The 15,797-nt window shown below is 61.1% G+C and carries 15 protein-coding genes; 4 read left to right on the top strand and 11 right to left on the bottom strand.

Annotation, left to right across the window (positions count from 1 at the left end):
* Positions 1-374: 374 nt before the first annotated feature.
* A complete protein-coding gene (locus tag AC0VX3_RS23095; protein WP_475522485.1) occupies positions 375-596 on the top strand; it encodes a hypothetical protein in 222 nt (73 codons plus the stop codon).
* A 231-nt stretch (positions 597-827) separates the two neighbouring features.
* Here the strand turns inward: AC0VX3_RS23095 and AC0VX3_RS23090 are convergent, their stop codons facing one another.
* Positions 828-1,448, bottom strand: coding sequence for a LysE family translocator (locus tag AC0VX3_RS23090; protein WP_475522484.1), 621 nt, complete (start codon positions 1,446-1,448; stop codon positions 828-830).
* Between the two features lie 21 nt (positions 1,449-1,469).
* The gene (locus AC0VX3_RS23085; protein ID WP_475522483.1) at positions 1,470-2,309 is read right to left on the bottom strand and encodes a DMT family transporter; all 840 of its coding nucleotides are present in this window, start codon (positions 2,307-2,309) and stop codon (positions 1,470-1,472) included.
* 168 nt (positions 2,310-2,477) lie between these two features.
* Between AC0VX3_RS23085 and AC0VX3_RS23080 the strand changes: the two genes are divergently transcribed.
* Positions 2,478-3,308, top strand: a complete 831-nt coding sequence (locus AC0VX3_RS23080; RefSeq protein WP_475522482.1) for a LysR substrate-binding domain-containing protein — start codon at positions 2,478-2,480, stop codon at positions 3,306-3,308.
* 114 nt (positions 3,309-3,422) lie between these two features.
* A complete protein-coding gene (locus AC0VX3_RS23075; RefSeq protein ID WP_475522481.1) occupies positions 3,423-3,845 on the top strand; it encodes a hypothetical protein in 423 nt (140 codons plus the stop codon).
* A 173-nt stretch (positions 3,846-4,018) separates the two neighbouring features.
* Here AC0VX3_RS23075 and groL read toward each other — a convergent pair whose 3' ends face one another.
* From groL to AC0VX3_RS23050, 5 genes are all read right to left on the bottom strand, one after another.
* Positions 4,019-5,662: a chaperonin GroEL gene (gene groL, locus AC0VX3_RS23070; RefSeq protein ID WP_475522480.1), complete on the bottom strand. Its 1,644-nt coding sequence runs from the start codon at positions 5,660-5,662 to the stop codon at positions 4,019-4,021.
* Between the two features lie 57 nt (positions 5,663-5,719).
* A complete protein-coding gene (gene groES, locus AC0VX3_RS23065) occupies positions 5,720-6,007 on the bottom strand; it encodes a co-chaperone GroES (RefSeq protein ID WP_342891065.1) in 288 nt (95 codons plus the stop codon).
* 268 nt (positions 6,008-6,275) lie between these two features.
* The gene (locus tag AC0VX3_RS23060) at positions 6,276-6,854 is read right to left on the bottom strand and encodes a hypothetical protein (RefSeq protein ID WP_475522479.1); all 579 of its coding nucleotides are present in this window, start codon (positions 6,852-6,854) and stop codon (positions 6,276-6,278) included.
* 208 nt (positions 6,855-7,062) lie between these two features.
* Complete coding sequence (locus AC0VX3_RS23055) at positions 7,063-8,562, bottom strand: sigma-54 dependent transcriptional regulator (protein WP_348145244.1); 1,500 nt, start codon at positions 8,560-8,562, stop codon at positions 7,063-7,065.
* Positions 8,563-8,707: 145 nt separating this feature from the next.
* The gene (locus AC0VX3_RS23050) at positions 8,708-9,445 is read right to left on the bottom strand and encodes a hypothetical protein (RefSeq protein ID WP_475522478.1); all 738 of its coding nucleotides are present in this window, start codon (positions 9,443-9,445) and stop codon (positions 8,708-8,710) included.
* Positions 9,446-9,903: 458 nt separating this feature from the next.
* On the opposite strand from AC0VX3_RS23050, the gene AC0VX3_RS23045 reads away from it, so the two are divergent.
* Positions 9,904-11,382 (top strand): EAL domain-containing protein, encoded by a 1,479-nt coding sequence (locus tag AC0VX3_RS23045; protein ID WP_475522477.1) that lies wholly within the window; start codon positions 9,904-9,906, stop codon positions 11,380-11,382.
* Between the two features lie 84 nt (positions 11,383-11,466).
* On the opposite strand, the gene AC0VX3_RS23040 is transcribed toward AC0VX3_RS23045, so the two are convergent.
* The 4 genes from AC0VX3_RS23040 to lspA all read right to left on the bottom strand — a co-directional run bounded on the left by AC0VX3_RS23040 (position 11,467) and on the right by lspA (position 15,795).
* A complete protein-coding gene (locus AC0VX3_RS23040; protein ID WP_475522476.1) occupies positions 11,467-12,792 on the bottom strand; it encodes a M16 family metallopeptidase in 1,326 nt (441 codons plus the stop codon).
* Between the two features lies 1 nt (position 12,793).
* On the bottom strand, positions 12,794-14,218 hold the full coding sequence (locus AC0VX3_RS23035) for a M16 family metallopeptidase (RefSeq protein WP_475525236.1): 1,425 nt from the start codon (positions 14,216-14,218) through the stop codon (positions 12,794-12,796).
* Between the two features lie 266 nt (positions 14,219-14,484).
* The gene (locus tag AC0VX3_RS23030; protein WP_475522475.1) at positions 14,485-15,186 is read right to left on the bottom strand and encodes a hypothetical protein; all 702 of its coding nucleotides are present in this window, start codon (positions 15,184-15,186) and stop codon (positions 14,485-14,487) included.
* 72 nt (positions 15,187-15,258) lie between these two features.
* Positions 15,259-15,795, bottom strand: a complete 537-nt coding sequence (gene lspA / locus AC0VX3_RS23025) for a signal peptidase II (protein WP_475522474.1) — start codon at positions 15,793-15,795, stop codon at positions 15,259-15,261.
* Between the last annotated feature and the right edge of the window lie 2 nt (positions 15,796-15,797).

Genomic DNA, 15,797 nt, shown 5'->3' with positions numbered 1-15,797 from the left:
TCCGGCTCCGTCAGGTTTGGGCCGGGATCCGGGTCGGGCTCGGCATCGCGGTTCTCATGTCTCGCGGTCAGGCCAAAAGCCCGGCCGTGGATGCGGGTTTTTCCCGGTCCGAGACACCGGGTGCGGCCGGGATGGGCCCGGACTCATGGACAGAGTGCACAACCGAAGATGGAAAAACAAAAGAGTTCATTTGACAGAATTGACAAAGAAACTGTGTCGAAAAAGCAAATGATTCACGAATGATCTGGAATTTCGACGATTTCAAGAAGTTTTATTCTCGTGAGTATCGACCTGGCGGATTTTTTTCTTACAATCGATTTTGTGTTGCGCCGCACACCTCCCATGCGGGGCCACGTTGAACAGGACCACTACATATGCTGTACACCGCCTATGTGGCCGTGTGCCTTGCATCCACGCCGGTCCAGGACTGCAACAGGGACAGCGCGCTCAACTGGATGGTTGCGCCGGGTATGCACCACCTGTCCTATTGCATGATCCACGGACAACAGTTCGCCGCCACTTCCGGCACCGTGAAGGACGGCGACATCGTGAAGGTCTACTGCAAGGCACCCGACCAGTTCAGACAAGCCGGCTGACCGGCCTCCTCCCCTCTGAACGCCACCTTGAAATCCGGACGCTCCGAAAGGACCGCCCGGATTTTTCTTTTGCGGGGGATTGGGGCGGGAGGGGTGCTATGGGCGGGAAGCGGACGTTTGTTGCGGCGTGGACGAACGTCTGCACTGCGGACTTTGCAGACTTTCGCTGCGATTTCCCCACTGACCGCTTATCGTCAAAGCCGTGTTAAGTGCAGCCCGCCCCTGTTTCCATCACCGTGTTATCGCCATAAACGCACTTCCACCGAGCAAAAAGCCACCACCCGAGTATCCGAGCCGCCGCCGTGCTTTCGCATTCTGAAATGTTTTCCGTGCCTGTGCCGCTAACAGAGCGTAGCCGCCCAGCACGACCCCGACGATTACGGTTGAAGTCACGACCACAATAGCGAATTGCGAGTAGATGTTTGCCGCCGGATCCAGAAACTGCGATAGAAAAGCCACGTAGAAGATTATGGCTTTTGGGTTCAAGATTGCTGTAAAAAATCCGGCTCTAGCGTCTGACGCGCCGGGTTGGTCTATTTCTTCTCGTAGCTCAGGCCCCCCTTCACGACGCGCTTGGAGTATTTGTGTCAAGCCGAGATAGGCCATGTAAAGGACGCCTGTCCATTTCACGATCTGAAACAATTCTGATGATGCCGCCAGAATTGCACCGACCCCTAAAAGGGAGAGGGCCACCAGGACGACACCTCCGGCGAGTTCACCGAGGATGCACAGAGAAGCGGCTCTGGTGCCACGCGACAGTGCCAGCCCCGTGACCAGTAATACACTAGGTCCAGGAATGATCGAAATAACGGTATAGGTTGCGACGAACGCGATCCAGAGTTCCAGTTCCATGTTGTTTTCCTTGGTGCAGCTTTAATCCCAGATCAAAATAAGTAGATCCGAGCCGAATATTATGGCGATACCGATAATAGACAGCATATCAGGCAGTTCGCTGAAGAACAGGCTCCCCCAGATCAGGCTAAAGATCAGATAGCTGTAGTCGAACGCCGCTACGGTGGCGGGTGGGCCGTTCTGATAGGCTATGGCCGCGCCAACGCTGCCGATTAAGATGACTGCCGCAAGGGCCGCCAAGACACCTATCTGCGTCATATCCATGGGCTGCCATGGTCCGAAGACGAACGATCCTTCCTGGCCGGCGTACAGCCCAAGGATCACCCCACTGGCGATGAACGCGATGTTCAAGGCCAGGGCCAGCGCAAAGGGATCGTCGTCGTGGCACCGGGCCGAGGTCAGCACCATCGCGCAGGCATAGAGAAACCCGGCGAGAACGGGGAGCAGGGTGGCGACCTGAAAACCGGACGTGTCGGGCCGAAGGATCAGGACAACCCCGCCGAAGCCGAGGACGATGGCAAACAGGGTACGCGGCGCGGGCCACCTGACCGCAAGACCCGCCGTGATCATCGTGATCATGATCGGAGAGGTGTAATAGGCCGCCGCCGCCAGCGACAGGGGCATCAACGGAAGGGAGACGTAGTAGCTGAGCCACATCACGACCAGCAGTGTGCTGCGAGTCCCGACCCAAAAAGCAGAACTGAACCGCAAGACACCTTTCCGGCGCGCAAGCCAGCAGAGGATCGGAAGGACTAGCGCCGAGCGAAAGATATACATCTGCCAAAGCGGCAGCGACAGGCTGGTCGCCTTGATAATGGCGTCGCCTAGCGAAAGAGCCAGAACGGCGACGACCACAGCCAAAACGGCACGTCCCGTGCAATATGTGTGCACCGACGCTTCGTCCGGGCCACTTTCGGCTTTTGAAGATACCGTCATGCGTTTAGGAAATCATGTATCATCTCCGCTCGACCCAGCGGTGTCGTTCGGGCATTCTTATGCGGGTTGTTCATCCTTGAAACCTTCCGGTGAATGTTTGGTCGCAAACACCTTCAGGCTTTCAATAAGGATGAACAACCTTCTCAGAACTCACACCTAGAACGTGATCTGGGGGTATCACTATTCGAGCGCAGGAACCGCGCCGTGTTCCTGACGAATGAAGGACGACGGCTTGGAAGGGTTGTCAGCGCGGCCCTGTCCGACATCGCCTCGGAGGTCGATCTTCTATGTGGAGAGAGCCGAACGCGTGAACTGATCCTGCGCTGTCAGCATTGCGAAGCGTTTTACTGGCTGATGCCACGCCTCGCCCGTTTTCACGCGCGGCATCCCGATACGGAAGTCCGTGTTGTAAGCGCGTTGAAGCCGCTTACGGAAGCCCCGGAACGCTTCGATGTGGCAATCCAGACCTCGGGTCGTCCTGCGGGGACCGCGCGTTTGGCATTCACGGCCTCCGACCACATTTTTCCTGTCTGCGCGCCGGCGCTGATCAAGGGTGCGGTATCACCGATCTCTCCAACCGATCTCACACGCTATCCGCTTCTGTCGCATCTGGTCGTTCCGCAGGATTGGATGGATTGGCCGGAGTGGGTCGAGGCTATCGGCGCGACGATACCTGCCGGTCATCGCTTCGTCCCCTTCAACAGCTTCCCGCTGGTCCTTCAGGCCGCCGTCGCAGGTCAGGGAATTGCCTTGGGTTGGCGGCGCACAGTCGAAGGCATGATTGCCGATGGAAAGCTGGTCCAACCTTGTGCGGAAGCCGTACAGAAGCCGACCGAGTACTCAGTCTTTCGCGGACCTGGGCGTGGATTGCACCCGGATGCGGACAAATTGTTAAATTGGCTATCCGATGAACTCTCGGACTGAATCCGGACCACAAGCGGACATACACGGCGTTGCGCAGTATCCAGCACTATGGGCTCGATCCGGACCTTCGCCGCGCGAAGCACGGATGTCAGCTTCTTAAGTTAGGACGAATCTGTGACTTCCACCGAGACTCTTACAGAGTCTGTGATTGCAGCAGTTAAAAAGCTTACCGCCTGTTGCGGGGACATAGAAGCCCCGTTTGTTCACAGCTTCCCCCAAAGTTGCTGTGAACTTATTTCAGTCCACTTGGGCTTGATCCTGAAGAAGGCAAATCCACACCAGCAGGTCCAAGTTGTAAAAGCTTACAACAGATCTTCCGGCGAATGGCACTATTGGGTGGAAGTGGATAATCTGGTGCTAGATTTGACAGCCCACCAATTCGAGCAGTGTTCGGAACCTCTTGTTTGCGCAAAACCTAGTCCGTTGGAAAATTTCTTCCCCGATATTGAACGTATTTCCCCAAGAGAAGCCAAGTGCGCTGCTCCCTTCAATATTAACCCTGAAATTGAATCTATTTTGGCGGTGTTTACGAGTTAGGCTGAAGCGCAACTCACAACGAATTGCTGCTGTTGGGAAGCTGCAGCGCAGCATCGGCAAGCTTGGTAAATGTCCGCTCCGGCCCGATTGCCTCCATCCTCCCAATATCCCCAAAACAAAAAAGGGCGGCCCGAGGACCGCCCTTTCCGGTAGACTTGTGAGCTTTGGGCTTCTTAGAAGCCCATGCCGCCCATGCCGCCCATGTCGCCGCCCGGCATTGCCGGAGCTGCGTCCTTCTTCGGAAGTTCGGCAACCATGGCTTCGGTGGTGATCAGCAGGCCGGCAACGGAAGCCGCGTCCTGCAGAGCAGTCCGGACAACCTTGGTCGGGTCGATGATACCGGCTTCGATCATGTTGACGAATTCTTCCGTCTGGGCGTTGAAGCCGAAGGTCGGATCGTTGTTTTCCTGGATCTTGCCGACAACGATGGAGCCTTCGACACCAGCGTTTTCAACGATCTGACGGATCGGGGATTCCAGAGCGCGCAGAACGATCTTGATGCCGGCTGCGATGTCGGAATTGGCCGAGGTCAGTTTCTCAACCGCGATCTTCGCACGCAGCAGAGCCACGCCGCCACCCGGGACGATGCCTTCTTCGACGGCAGCGCGGGTTGCGTTGAGAGCGTCGTCGACGCGGTCTTTCTTTTCCTTCACTTCGATTTCGGTCGCACCGCCGACGCGGATGACCGCAACGCCGCCAGCGAGCTTGGCAAGGCGTTCCTGCAGCTTCTCACGGTCGTAATCGGAAGTGGTTTCCTCGATCTGGGCCTTGATCTGACCGACGCGGCCGTTGATGTCATCCTTGGAACCGGCGCCATCGACGATGGTGGTGGTTTCCTTGGTGATGGCGACCTTCTCGGCGGTGCCGAGCATGTCGAGGGTGACATTCTCGAGCTTGATGCCGAGGTCTTCGGAAATCACCGTGCCGCCCGTCAGGATGGCGAGGTCTTCCAGCATGGCCTTGCGGCGGTCGCCGAAGCCCGGAGCCTTGACAGCAGCGATTTTCAGGCCACCGCGCAGCTTGTTGACGACGAGGGTCGCAAGAGCTTCGCCTTCAACGTCTTCTGCGATGATCAGCAGCGGACGGGAAGACTGAACGACAGCTTCCAGGATCGGCAGCATGGCCTGCAGGTTGGAGAGTTTCTTCTCGTGCAGCAGGATGTAAGGCTTTTCCAGGTCGGCCAGCATCTTGTCGGCATTGGTGACGAAGTAGGGAGACAGGTAGCCGCGGTCGAACTGCATGCCTTCCACGACTTCGAGTTCGGTCTCGAGAGACTTGGCTTCCTCGACCGTGATCACGCCTTCGTTGCCGACTTTCTGCATGGCTTCGGCAATGTCCTGACCGACCTGCTCGTCACCGTTCGCGGAAATGGTGCCGACCTGGGCAACTTCAGCGGAGGTGGTGATCGGCTTGGAAGCGGCTTCCAGGGCCTTGACGGCTTCGGCTGCGGCCAAGTCGACGCCGCGCTTCAGGTCCATCGGGTTCATGCCGGCTGCAACAGCCTTGGCGCCTTCCTTGACGATGGACTGGGCCAGAACGGTCGCGGTGGTGGTTCCGTCGCCAGCGATGTCGTTGGTCTTGGAGGCCACTTCGCGCACCATCTGGGCGCCCATGTTCTCGAACTTGTCTTCAAGTTCGATTTCCTTGGCAACGGAAACACCGTCCTTGGTGATCCGCGGTGCGCCGAAGGACTTGTCGAGAACGACGTTACGGCCTTTCGGGCCGAGGGTCACCTTGACGGCGTTGGCGAGCGTGTCCACGCCGCGGAGCATGCGCTCGCGGGCGTCGGAACCGAATTTTACTTCTTTAGCAGACATGGGATCGTCTCACTTGTTTGTGGAATTTGATTGAGATCAGGAGCGGTTCGCTGGAACTTAAGCGATCACGCCCATGATGTCGGATTCCTTCATGATCAGGAGGTCTTCACCATCGATCTTGACTTCGGTGCCGGACCATTTGCCGAACAGAACGCGGTCGCCGGCCTTGACGTCGAGCGTAACGATCTCGCCATTGTCCTTGCGAGCGCCGTTGCCGACAGCGATGATTTCGCCTTCCTGCGGCTTCTCCTTGGCGGAGTCCGGAATGATGATGCCGCCAGCGGTCTTTTCTTCAGAGTCTACGCGGCGAACGACAACACGGTCGTGCAGTGGACGGAATGCCATAACACTGTTTCCTCTCATGAGCGCGCCCCCACGCATAAGGCAGCGCGCGAGACATGATCATTGGGTTGACATGCACGGAAGGATCGAGCCTCCCGTCGCGCGTTAGCACTCCTTAACAGCGAGTGCTAACGGCGCCATGGATTTATGAAGCCGCGTCGCTCTTGTCAATGCTTTGTGAAGATAAATCGTTCGCCCGAACCGCCTGTGTCGGCGATTGAGCCAGCCGAAACCGCGGCCCCGCAGCCTTGCCGGGGCCCGCAACCGGTCTTCAGTTGGCGTCGCTTGCAGCGCCGGTCACTGTAAAGGGCAGGGTGAAGGCGGACCGGGTGCCGCCGATCTCGTCCTTGAACAGGGTTTCGATCCGGTAGGCGCCCGCCGGCAGTCCGCTGAATTCGAAGGAGAGCGCTGCGGACAGTTCCCGCTGCCTGGTGCGGCCGCTGCCGGAAAAGGTCGCGAAATTGTCCTGTTCGGCCAGAACCTGGCCGGCAGGGGTCAGCAGACGGAAACTTGCCGTCAGTTCATAGGCATATCCGGTACCGGTCTCCCGGAACCCGTATCCGACGGGTTCGGCATAGACGGACAGGGGGCCCTCGCCCGTGAACACCGCTTCGCCGCGCGGCGTGTATTGCCCGTAGCCTGTCGAAGGACCGTCGGTGAAGGTGACGCGGGTGAAGGCAAGGCCCGATGCGGTCCAGGCCTGATCGAAGGCGTCGAGCGCATTCTGGAAAGCGGCGGGCGGGCTGGCGGCTTCGGACTGGGCTTGCGCGCCGGTCAATCCCGCAAGCAAACCGACTGCGATCAGACCGGCGGATACGATCCGCCCAGGAGCACGACTTCCAGCCACCATTCTCATATTCCCCGCACGCCGTTAAATCTTGTCGTTCTTAGCGATTTTGCCGATATAGACCGACTTGCCCGATTACACAAGACAATGCGTGCGATGCGGTAAACACCCGTTCAAGCAAAGCCGAAATAATTCTCCGGGATTGAAGAGAACCGGAGTGGTCTTAAGGCCGTCCAGTCCGTGTCTGTGCATTCCGGTTACGGCTCTAAGCTCACATACACCGGGACGACCACGACTGCCGTTTGCGATAGATTGTCGAAGGACTGATTTCCAGCGCTGCCGCGGCCATCGAGATGTTGCCGTCAAAGGCATCCAGCGCATCTTCTATGATCCGCCGTTCCTGTGCCCAGAGCGGTTCGATCGTGCCGAACGGGCGGCTCGGGGGAGCGGCGCGGGAGCGTTCCCGGGACAGGTCGATCAGGGCGTTCGGCCGGGCGCTCTGGTCCCGGATCACCAGCGGCAGCATGTCGTAGGTGACTGCGGCGCCGTCGTTCATGACCACCATCTGCCGTATGGTGTTCTCAAGCTGACGAACGTTTCCGGGCCAGGCATAGGCAACGATCCGCGCTTCGGCGTCCGCGTCGAAGCCCTTGAAGGATCTGCGTTCCTCGGTGGAGTACCGGTCAAGGAACGTTTCCGCGAGCGGCAGGATGTCATCCCGGCGTTCGCGCAGGGGCGGAAGATGGATCGGCAACACGTGAAGGCGGTAATAGAGGTCTTCCCGGAACCGGCCGGCCGTGATTTCCGCCACCGGATTGCGGTTGGTGGCGCAGATGATGCGCGCATCGACCTTGCGGGTCTGCGTGTCACCGAGCCTCTGAAAGGTTCCCGTCTGCAGGAAGCGCAGCAGCTTGCTCTGCAGAAGAAGGTCCATTTCGCCGATTTCATCCAGAAACAGGGTGCCGCCATCGGCCTGTTCCGCGGCGCCGGCGCGATTGTCGGCCGCCCCGGTGAACGCGCCGCGCACATAGCCGAAAATCTCGCTCTCGATGAGGTCGCGAGGAATGGCGGCGCAGTTCAGGGTGACGAAACGGCTGGCCTGCCGTTCCGACTGGTCGTGAACGGCATTGGCGCAGAGTTCCTTGCCTGTGCCGGATTCTCCGGTGATGAACACGGGCGCCTGTGAAGGGGCCATCCGGGCGATCTGGTCGTGAATGTCGCGCATCTGCGAAGACACGCCGATCAGCGGGGCCGGCCCGGCCTGGGACTGCCGGGAGGAGGGCACCGAAAGCTGGGCCGGGGATGCTGCGCTGTTGTTGCGCAGGATCACGGGCTCGCGAGGTTCCGGCACGGTCCTGGCTGCCGCGGCCGGCATCGGCCGGCGCTGGTCGAGCTGGAAGACGATCTTCGTTGCAAGCGCGTCCAGGGAAAACGGCTTCGTGAGAAAGTCGTGGGCACCGGCGCGCATGGCACTGACGGCGCGGGACACCGAGCCTTTCGCGGACACCGCGATGATGACCGCTCTCGGACAGCGCACCGCATATGCCTCGAGCGCGTCATCGCCGCCGATGGTTTCCAGGTCGATGACAAGAATGTCCGTCGTCTTGTCCGCCAGGTCCTGCAGGCAGGAGGCCGAATCCGTATAAAGAATGGGGTCCGAGCAGGCCGTTGACAATTTGGCGCAAACCGCGGACGTGCGGGCCGCTTCCGAAGCCGATGCGTCCAGCACGCGTACAATTTCAGGCAGGTCCTTGCCCTCGATACTCCCCATTGCTGGGCAACTCCCATCGTGCGATCTGCGACATGCGAATACCGAAGCATTCTTCGCACTGATTCTTCTTCGAACAGGGTAAACAAAGCGTTGTCAGAAGACGCAATTTGCACAATTAGCTGACAACGGGGCGCTTTGCGGCCGCTCAGCCGGCGGCAAAGAGGTAGCCGGCGAAGAAACAAATCACCGCAAGGAGGACGGCAAGCGGCAGGGGAACAGGCAGGTGCGCCAGGCGGCTGAGTGACGGCGTGTCCGGACCTGCCCGGTCCTGGAGCCCGGGCGTGTCTGACCGGCCGGTCTCGAATCCGGTCCCGAATCCGGTCTTGGTATCGTCGGGCAGCGGCTCGGCCTCGGCGATCGGATGCGGGCCGGACTGGCCGCCGCGATCCGACGGCATGCCGGTCCGCACGGGGGACTTGCCGGGGTGCCCCTCCGGATTGAGGGAGACCACACTGGCAGTGCCCGGCAACGGGCTGCGACCGGCAGCCGGGGAGATGAACTCCGGCGCATAGCTGCCCTTGGGAATGACAATGCGTATGGCCGCGCCGGCACCGGAGCCCGAATAGTATTTTTCAAGCCGTCTGCGCAGGCGCGCCGCTTCAACCCGCACGATCGGATCGGTGACGGGATTGAATTCCTCCGGCCGGCCGAGCGCCTCGACGGCGATCGTGTAGCCCTTCAGCTTGTCCTGCTGATTGGCGAGGGTCGCGCGAACGATGAAGCCGAGAAACGAACGCAGTTGGGGAGCTGACTGGAACTCGGGGCTCTGCAATGTCGAGACAAGCGCCGCCTGCACCACGTCCTGATCGAGCGGCGGGTTCGCCTCCTGGGCGCTCCGGGAGGGCAGGCCGCCCTCATGCTGTGCTGATTTCAAGTGATCCATGGGGTTCGGAGAATTCCGACCTCGGCTGCGTTCATCTGACTTTTGGTTTCGCAAGGGTGTTTGGAACGCTCGTTACTGTGGCCGTCCGGCGGCTTGCAGACCAGCTCCAGCGAGAATTCGATCAAAATTACCGTTACCACGACAAAACTTCCCCTGAGTAAGTTTACCGGAAGCCCGTCAGGTTGCATAGTCCAAAAGCCGGCGCCCGGCACCGGAAACGATTATGGCGCGGTTCGAAGGCAGGGGCCACCATGTGCCCGCGAACCGGGTGACAAAACACAGATTTTACTGAACAGACAAACCAAAATCGGGGACAAGTCCCGGATTTCACGTCTTAAAGCGGCTTGCGGATTCGGTGGCGACTGGTTCTTAAGGCATGATTAACCAGTAACTTTTGATTCGGATCGGAACATTCCACCGCCATGGGCCGGACAGGGACCATTTTTGTAGCAGTATGTATGGCCGTGATCGCCTTGTCGTCCGCGACGGTCCTGGTCTTCCAGTTCGGCCGTCCGTTCGGTGAAGCCGTCTCCCTGTCGCTTGCGCTGATGTGCACGATGATCCTTTTCCATCTCCTCATCGGCCGGGCACGGGACCGGGGCGCCGTCAGCGAGGCGGTTGACCGTCTCGAGGAGCGCATGGCGGATCTCGACGACGATGTCGGCAATCTCGAGGGCCGCCTCACGGGCATGGAACATTCCGCGCCGCGCCGGACCCGCGCCGAGATCGATCCATTGTTTGCGGAAGTCGAGGTGCTGGGCACCCTGGTCAAGCAGATGGCCGAAGCCATGTCGGACCTGGAAACCAGGGTCGAGGACCAGCAGGCGATCGCGCCGCCGCCGCAAAGACCGGGCCTGCCGCACTACCAGCAGCCCCATCCGGGCGAACGCGAACCGGCTTACGCGGCGCCGCAACAGCCACCCGCACAATTTGTTTCGCCGCCGGCGCGGGCGCCGCAGGATCCCTATGCCGTCGATCCGGCGCAACAGCGGCGGGACATTGGGAACATCGACAACCGCTATCCCGCCCACGCGCCGAGGCGCGAGGACCTCTCGCAAACCGGCGACTATCTCCACGCGGACAATCGGGGGCAGGACAGCGTCCTCCCGTCCGCCGACCCGGTCATGGAACCGCAGCCACCGAAGCCCAATCTGGCGATGCGGGAACTGATCACCTCCGCCCTGAACGCCAACCGGGTGGAACTGCATCTACAGCCCATCGTCACGCTGCCGCAGCGCCAGGTGAAGTTCTACGAGGCCTTCACCCGCTTGCGCGATGCGGAAGGCACCCTTGTCGAAGCGGGATCCTTCCTGCCCGAAGCCATTTTGTCCGGACAGATCGCCCGCATCGACAATCTGCTGCTGTTCCGTTCGATCCAGGTGGTGCGCCGGCTGACGTCGCGCAATCGCAACGCGATCCTGTTCTGCAACATCTCGGCGCTGACGCTTGTCGACGAAACGTTCTTCCCGGGCTTCCTGGAATTCGTCAAGGCCAACCAGAACTTCGCGGATGTGCTGGTGTTCGAGTTCTCCCAGTCCGATGTCGCTGAAATGGGGGCGATGGAGCTGGAAAGCCTGAGCGCGCTGTTCGAACTCGGCTTCCGGTTCTCGGTCGACCGGATCTCGGACATGAAGATGGATTTCAATTCACTGGCGGGCCGCGGCTTCAAATACGGCAAGCTTCATGCCGACTATCTCATCGGCCGGCGGGAGGCCAAGCACGGTCACATTCACCCGTCGGATTTCGGCGATCTGCTGCATCGCTACGGCATGCAGCTGATCACCGATCACGTCGAGACGGAATCGCAGGTTCTGGAACTTCTCGACTACGATGTGACGCTGGCGCAGGGCACGTTGTTCTCGCCGCCCCGCCCCGTCAGGGCGGAGGTCCTGCAGGGCGCTCCGGCTCCCGGTCCCAAGAGATCCGCAATGGGCTGACCAGCCCGGTCTCGGAAGCCGTTTTCACGTTACTGCCCTGAAACCGGATTGCACGGGTCCATGGACGCGCCCTGTCGCGCACCATCAGCCCTGTTTCGGTCCGACCGTCACGATGGTCGGGGTCTTGCCTGCCAGAAGCCGTTTGGCGACGCTGCGCACATCCTCGAGGCTGACTGCGTCGATCTCGCTGTTGCGGCGATCGAAATAGTCGACGCCGAGATCGGCATTTTGCAAAGCCACCAGCTGGCTGGCGATCTTGCCGGAACTGTCGAAGCGCAGCGCGTAGGATCCGGTCAGATATTGTTTGGCAGACCGCAGCTCGTCATCCGTGGGCCCCTGTGTCGCCATGCGTTCGATCTGAGCGCGCATGACATCAACGGCTTCCCCGGCCCGATCCGCCTTGGTCGCCGCGGAACCGATCAGAAGACCTGTGTGGAGATAGGGCGACAGGGAGGTGCCGGTGCTGTAGGACAGGCCGCGTTTTTCCCGGACCTCCTGGTACATCCAGGAGGTGAATGTTCCGCCCCCCAGAATGTGGTTCATGACATAGGCGGCCTGGTAGTCGGGATCGTTCCGGGTCAGTCCGGGCAGTCCGAGCAGGATCGTCGTCTGGGGAACCGCGAGGGTTTGAGAGATCCTTTCGCCGAAGGCCGGCTCCAGATCCGGCACGGGCACGAGATCCGCCTTTTCCGGCAACTGCGCGAAAACATTGTCCAGGATCTTCGCCAGCGTTTCGGCGTCGATTGCACCGACGACCCCGATGGTGAGCCCTTCCGTGGCCAGAAGCCTGCGATGCTGGGCGGTCAGGTCTGCAGGGGTCAGTTGCTCAAGGGTTGCCGCGGTTCCCAGTGTTGGCTGCGCATAAGGGTGGTCCCCGAACATGGCATTTGCGAGGGAGCGTCCGGCAATCGCGTCCGGATCGCTTTCATTGCGCCGCGCCCGTGTTGTCAACTGGGCCTTCATGCGTTCGACCGGTTCTTCGTCGAAGCGGGGGGCGTTGACCGCAAGCGCAAGCAGCTCCGCGGCGTCCTGAAGCGTGGGGGTCAGGGTCCGCATGCTGCCGTAGAACCGGTCCTTGCCGGTGCTGAAGCTGATGCTGACCGCAAGCTCTTCCTGACGGGCCTGGAAGGCTTCGGCTTCCAGGTCTCCCGCACCCTCATCGAGCGTCGCCGCAAGCAGGCGGGTCAGGCCTTGTTTGCCCGCCGGATCTTGCGCGGAGCCGCCATTGAACGAAAAATTCAGGGCGACCAGGGGAACGGTGTGGTCCTCGACCAGCCAGGCCTCGATGCCGCCGGGGCTCGTGACCTGCTGGATCTCCACGGCCTGCGCCAGCCGGACGGCCCCGAACAGGGCGATCGGGGTCAGAAAGAGGACGGCCAGGCAGCCGCGAAACGTGATCTTTGCGGCCATGTCAGGACTTGTCCTTCAATTTGGGAGTATCGGTCCGGGCGGCATCCGGCACCTGGGGGGCCTCCATGCGCAATTCGCCGGTAACGGGAAGGGAGGTGAGATAGGCGCGTGCGGCGGCCAGCACGTCATCTGGCGTGACTGCGCTTACCTGGGCGGGCCAGGTCTGCACGTCTTCCACGGTCAGCCCGATCGAGAGCGCGCCGCCGAACAGGCGCGCGAGTTGCGACTGGCTGTCCTGGGCATAGATGGCCCCCGCGATCATGCTGTTCTTGGCCCGCTCGACCTCCGCCTCGCTGACGCCGGTTTCCAGAAGGGTTTCGAGCTCGGCGGCAATCAGCTGTTCCATCTCTTCAAGCGTATGGCCGGACCGCGGGGAGGCATACACCCCGAAGCGGCCGTCATCGAGCGCGCTGCCCTGGTAGTAGGCGCCGGCGCTCAGAGCCGCTTCCTTGTCGAGCACAAGCGACTTGTGCAACCGGCTCGAGGGGCCTTGCCCCAGAATATAGGCCAGCACGTCCAGCGCCTCCGGGGTCCGTCCGGTACCGGTCGACTGACTGGGCACGATCCATGTCCGCGACAGGGACTCCTGCCGGACGCGCGGGTCGCTGACGGCGATGCGGCGTTCACCGGAAAGGGGCGGCTCCGCAGGTCGGACGCGGGCGCCCGGTTCGGCGCGCCGCTGGACCTTGCCGTATGTGGCGGACGCCAACGCGCGGATCCGGTCCACTTCGACATCGCCCGCGATCACGACCACGGCGTTGTTGGGCGTATAGAACCTGTCGTAGAACGCGATCGCGGATTCCTTGTTCAGGGCCTCGATTTCGCTTTGCCAGCCGATGACCGGCGATCCGTACGGATGATTGACGAAGGTGATCGCGTTGACGGCTTCGCGCAGGCGGGAACCGGGTTCGCTGTCCACGCGCATGCGCCGCTCCTCCAGCACCACATCGCGTTCGGGATCAACGACGTTGTCCGTCAGGACGAGGTGTTCCATCCGGTCGGCTTCCAGCTCCATCATCAGCGGCAGGTGCTCCTTTGCAACCCGCTGAAAATAGGCCGTGTAGTCCGCGCTGGTGAACGCGTTTTCCTGACCGCCGCGCTCGGCAACCATCCTGGAAAAGGCTCCGTCGGGGTTGGTCGTCGTTCCCTTGAACATCAGATGCTCCAGGAAATGCGCGACACCGGATTGTCCTTCCGGTTCGTCCGCCGAACCGACCTTGTACCAGATCATGTGGGTGACGACAGGTGCGCGCCGGTCCGGGATCACGACAACCTGCAGCCCGTTCTCCAGGGTGAAGCTTTCCAGATTGGGGGCAACGATGATCTCGGCGGCATTGCCGCTTTGGCCAGCTGCGCCGGTTTCGCTGACGGCCGGGCCACCGAGAAGCAGGACCGGGACGAGCGCCAGCCCGAGAGCCGTGCGCATGCGGGATGACCGCAGCCAGGGACGCCGATTGGATAGTGGGTTCACGTGCAACTCCCGAATTCTGTTTTCCGAAGACCCTGTCACCGCACCTGCGGGCTCTCCCGGTGACCTGTCTGGTTTTGTCCGATCGAATGTCCGGATGTCCCGCCGAGACCGGTCAGCCTTCGCTGGCGGGCACAAAAAAACCTCCGCTCCCTTTCCATATAGGAACCCGGGAACGAAGGTCTCGTTACATTTTTGTCATCGACTGCAATGCCGCAGGGGCGTTACCGGCAAAATTCGGATTTGCCTTCCAGGCACCGCGGATCAAGCGGCTTGTCGTCGTAGGGATCGATGTTGGTCGCCTTCCTCTTGGCCTTGACGACCACCGGCATCGGCGCGTCCGGAGACGGCGTGCTGTAGGTTGTCGGCGGATCGATCAGATAGCGCCGTGAGGCCAGGCCGCTCTGGTCGATGCCGGCCTTCTGAGCCGTGATTTTCTGGAGCCGCTCCCATTCCGCCTTCTGTTCGGCGCTCGTCTGGACATCGCCTTCCAGAAGCTCTCTCTCACGCTCCTCGGCGGTGCGGTTGCGCTGCTCCGTTCCGGTGACGCCGGTGATCCTGAACCCGCGCATCTGCTCGGGTGTCAGAGGATCCTGCTGACTGCCGGATTTCGCATAAAGCTGCTTGAGTTCGGTCAGCTGCGCGTTTTCCTGCTGCTGCGGCCAGTCCGCCGACTGGGCACCGGCGACATTGGTTTCCGGCTCCGGAAGGCTGGTCGGCTCGGACGGCATGGCCAGCGGCGCGCGCGGCTTGTAGTCGATCGGCTTTTCGTTCGGGTCGACGGCGCCCAGGCCGCGCATCATGCTGGTCACCAGAGCCGTGTCCGGCGCCTGGCTCGTGCCGTCTGCTGCCTGACAGGCTGCCAGCCCGGCCAGCAGCACCAGAACCGAAGACCTTTTTACCAAATCGACCACTGTCCGCGACACGGCAGACTCCCCGAATTACATTCACTGTTGCGCACATGGTTGCGCGCAATGCCTCAGCCCGGCATTAAACCGCTATTTTGCGGCTGAATTAGGACCATTTTGAAAACTGTCATACAGGAGACCGACCACGCCCGCAACGATCCACACGTCCGCCAGGTTGAAGACATACCAGGAGAAGGTGCCGACGTGAAAATGCACGAAGTCGACAACGGCGCCATAGGCCAGCCGGTCGATGCCGTTTCCGACCGCCCCGCCGATGACCAGCGCAAGCGCCAGTGCCAGCAGCCTGGACGCACATCTTGCCGACCAGATCCAGAGCCCGACGGTCACCACGACCGTGAGCCCCGCCAGCAGCCAGCGGCCCAGATCGCTGTGCTGCTGGAACAGGCCGTAGGAAATGCCACGGTTCCAGACCAGGACGATGTCCACGACCGGCAGCAGGCCGACCGGACCGTTCGTTGCCAGATCGAACCCGTGCACGAGCCAGAGTTTGGTTGCCTGGTCCAGAACCAGTCCGACCAGGGCAACGATGAGGACCAGCGGGCTGAAGCGGCCCCACAGCAGGGGCTGCTTCAAATGTGCCGAGCCGGTTTTTTCCGTATCGCTCATGA

Source organism: Roseibium sp. QJM3NY_11 (assembly GCF_056173175.1).
Note: the sequence above shows the minus strand (reverse complement) of the source record. Positions and strands in the feature narration are given on the sequence as shown.